General features: G+C 60.5%; 4 protein-coding genes and 1 tRNA gene. 2 read left to right on the forward strand and 3 right to left on the reverse strand.

Annotated elements, in window-relative coordinates; translation table 11 throughout:
* Both PO768_RS28445 and PO768_RS29230 read left to right on the forward strand, forming a co-directional pair.
* On the forward strand, positions 1–305 hold a 305-nt coding region (locus PO768_RS28445), incomplete at its 5' end, for a diguanylate cyclase domain-containing protein (protein ID WP_272648743.1).
* Positions 306–444: 139 nt separating this feature from the next.
* Entirely contained in the window at positions 445–663 is a 219-nt protein-coding gene (locus PO768_RS29230) for a hypothetical protein (protein ID WP_336297797.1), read from the forward strand.
* A gap of 47 nt (positions 664–710) precedes the next feature.
* Here the strand turns inward: PO768_RS29230 and PO768_RS28455 are convergent.
* The 3 genes from PO768_RS28455 to PO768_RS28465 form a co-directional block, all read right to left on the reverse strand.
* Positions 711–787 (reverse strand) — tRNA-Arg (locus PO768_RS28455).
* 134 nt (positions 788–921) lie between these two features.
* On the reverse strand, positions 922–1569 hold the full coding sequence (locus PO768_RS28460) for a hypothetical protein (RefSeq protein WP_272648744.1): 648 nt from the start codon (positions 1567–1569) through the stop codon (positions 922–924).
* 68 nt (positions 1570–1637) lie between these two features.
* A complete protein-coding gene (locus PO768_RS28465) occupies positions 1638–2279 on the reverse strand; it encodes a hypothetical protein (protein ID WP_272648745.1) in 642 nt (213 codons plus the stop codon).
* Between the last annotated feature and the right edge of the window lie 294 nt (positions 2280–2573).

Below are 2573 nucleotides of genomic sequence, written 5' to 3' on the forward strand. Positions count from 1 at the left end.
CTGCCGCCGCAAACCGCCCACGTGATCTTCTTGCCCGCTACGGTGGCGAGGAGTTCGTCCTGGTGCTACCCGCCAGCGACGAGGCCGCCGCCGCTGCCGTTGCCGAGCGCTGCCGACAAGCCATCTTCAAGGCCCAGATCCCGCACGAGAACTCGCCACTGGGCCAGTTGATCACGGTCAGCATGGGTGTGGGCACCACGATCCCGGCGGCCGGCCAAGACTCATCCCCCTTCATCGACCTCGTGGACCGCAGGCTGTATCGGGCCAAGCAGGCCGGGCGGAACCAAATCGTGTCGGCGGCATGATGTCGGCAANATCGACCTCGTGGACCGCAGGCTGTATCGGGCCAAGCAGGCCGGGCGGAACCAAATCGTGTCAGCGGCATGATGTCGGCAAACGCCGGCCATCACCCCCTGGCAGCAATCGCTCTACGATCCCGCTAGCGTGTTCGTTTCGCCGACACCCGAAGAGCGTGACGCATACGTCAATGCGGTCCTGCGTCCCGTCAAGCCGGGCGGCCACGTCATCGTTGCAACGTTCGCCGAAGACGGTACGGAGAAGTGCAGTGGGCTGGCTGAATACAGCCGAGGCAAGGATGGCAAGACGGGCTGCGATCCATGGTCGTCGGCAGACGATCCAAGCAAAAAGCCGCCAAGTGCATGATTCACTGGGCGGCTTGCAATGTTGTGGGGCTTTGTGAGGGCCGGATTTGGCCTGCCCGGAGGGACTCGAACCCCCGACCTGCTGCTTAGAAGGCAGCTGCTCTATCCAGTTGAGCTACGGGCAGAGGTGCCGATGATGCAGAGAAATCTTGGTCGGGGCGGCGGGATTCGAACTCGCGACCCTCTGCTCCCAAAGTACCTATCCATCGAACCTAGGGGCACTGCGCGAGACCTACCAAGACCAAAAATCCCTTACACTTCAACAACTTAACTCTCTTCCCCCGTCCCGCGACATTTCAAGAAATTCCACAAAGTCCCGCTCACGGTTTACCCTACGGTTTACCCCTGGCAGAACGCAGACCTGTGAAGGAATCTGGAGCTCGAACCGCCGATGACGACTCGCTACCCAAAATCCGGCAAGGGCCGGCGCTGGACAATCACAGAACTGCGGGCAATCCCGCTGGACTGGAAAGGCGACATCATAGCTGACAGCGATGGCTTGACTGGGGAATTCCGAGTCACAAACGAAGACGCAGTGGCGGTCCGCTTTCGCTTTGCGTTCAAGTGAGGTGGCAGGGTCTCTTGGTATCAGTGCGGCTCCTGGCCCGGCAAAAGCCTCGAAGTCATCCGCCGCCATCGCGACGATGCCTGCAACAAGGTCAAGGCTGGCATCAACCCGAACGACGCAAAGAAGGCTGCCAGGATCGAAGCCCAGCAACAAGTCGAAGCTGTCATCGCAGCAGACGCCCGGAGACGCGCCGAAGACCTCAACAACAATGACCTCATCGACACGTGGCTGCGGGATGGCGTGCCGCTGGTGCAACGACGTACGGATCGAGAGCTCACTCGGCTTCCGCAGTCCCGCCAAGCACCGCAAAGCCTGGGGATCGCCGTTTAACCAGTCCAAGAAATCGTCCGCACCCCCGGTGGGTCAAATTTCAGTCGACGCCAACAGGTTGGAGTTGGCGGACTGAATCAGCTAGCCAGCGCGCTCTTGGCCTTGGTGGACAAGGCATCCATCTCCGGCGCGGTCAGGACATCGCGGGAGAGCACGATCAAGACACCACCCTGGATCAGCTCGCTGGTCGCGACCCGATCATTCAAACGCGCCTGCACCTCCGCGGCGCCCAGACCGAGTGCGCGACGACAGAAATCATCGCGCGCATACAGGACGGCGGGGATTCGATACAGGCCATGTCGCGCATCTATCTTCAGACGCTTTCTTTCGTCGTAGTCCTGGAAGATGAACTCGTCGTCCGAGATCTCCGCGAAGTAGGCATTCATCGCCTGTACGTACTTGATGAAGATCTGCTCGACCAGCTGCTGATAGTCGATCTTCCTAGGATTGAAGGCCAGGTTGATGAAGTCGTCGGCATAGGCGCTGTCGGCGTCCAGGCCTCGAAAGCTGTAGTGGACGCTGCCCTTCAACCCAGGGCCGGCAAACTCTTTGGCGCCCACCCCCACACTCAGGTTGCCGCCGATGGGCGGCAGCTTGGGGATGGACTTGGATCCCCAGGGCGACGGCAGGTCAAGAATTCCTGAAAAGAAAGCCTGATGCTTGTCCTCGATGGACTGCTGCTTGCAGGGGATGGAGCGCGCCTCTAGGTAATATTTCATTTAACAACGACAACAGAGATGGGGGACGATTCCGTATCGGCGCATTCGCGTGTTCCTGCGCCGCAAAGGCTTCGAGCTGAGTTGGTCGCGAACGCATCGCCTGTGGCGCCAAGCTGGCTTGCTGGTGCCCAGGAAGCGCCCGCGCAAGCGCATCGCGTCCGTGCGGCCACGCATCCACACACCGTTCAAGGCCAACATGGTCTGGGCGTATGACTTCGTCTTCAACATGAAGCGCCCCGGTTTCCGAGGAGGCTAGTTGGTTTAAGTCAGACGGTCGCGGCCTGACCAGCGCGT

Source organism: Paucibacter sp. XJ19-41 (assembly GCF_028462495.1).
Classification (GTDB): domain Bacteria; phylum Pseudomonadota; class Gammaproteobacteria; order Burkholderiales; family Burkholderiaceae_C; genus Roseateles_E.

Coding starts and splice junctions, on each gene's coding strand:
- PO768_RS28465 (WP_272648745.1), bottom strand. CDS start 2,279: ATGAAATATTACCTAGAGGCGCGCTCCATCCCCTGCAAGCAGCAGTCC.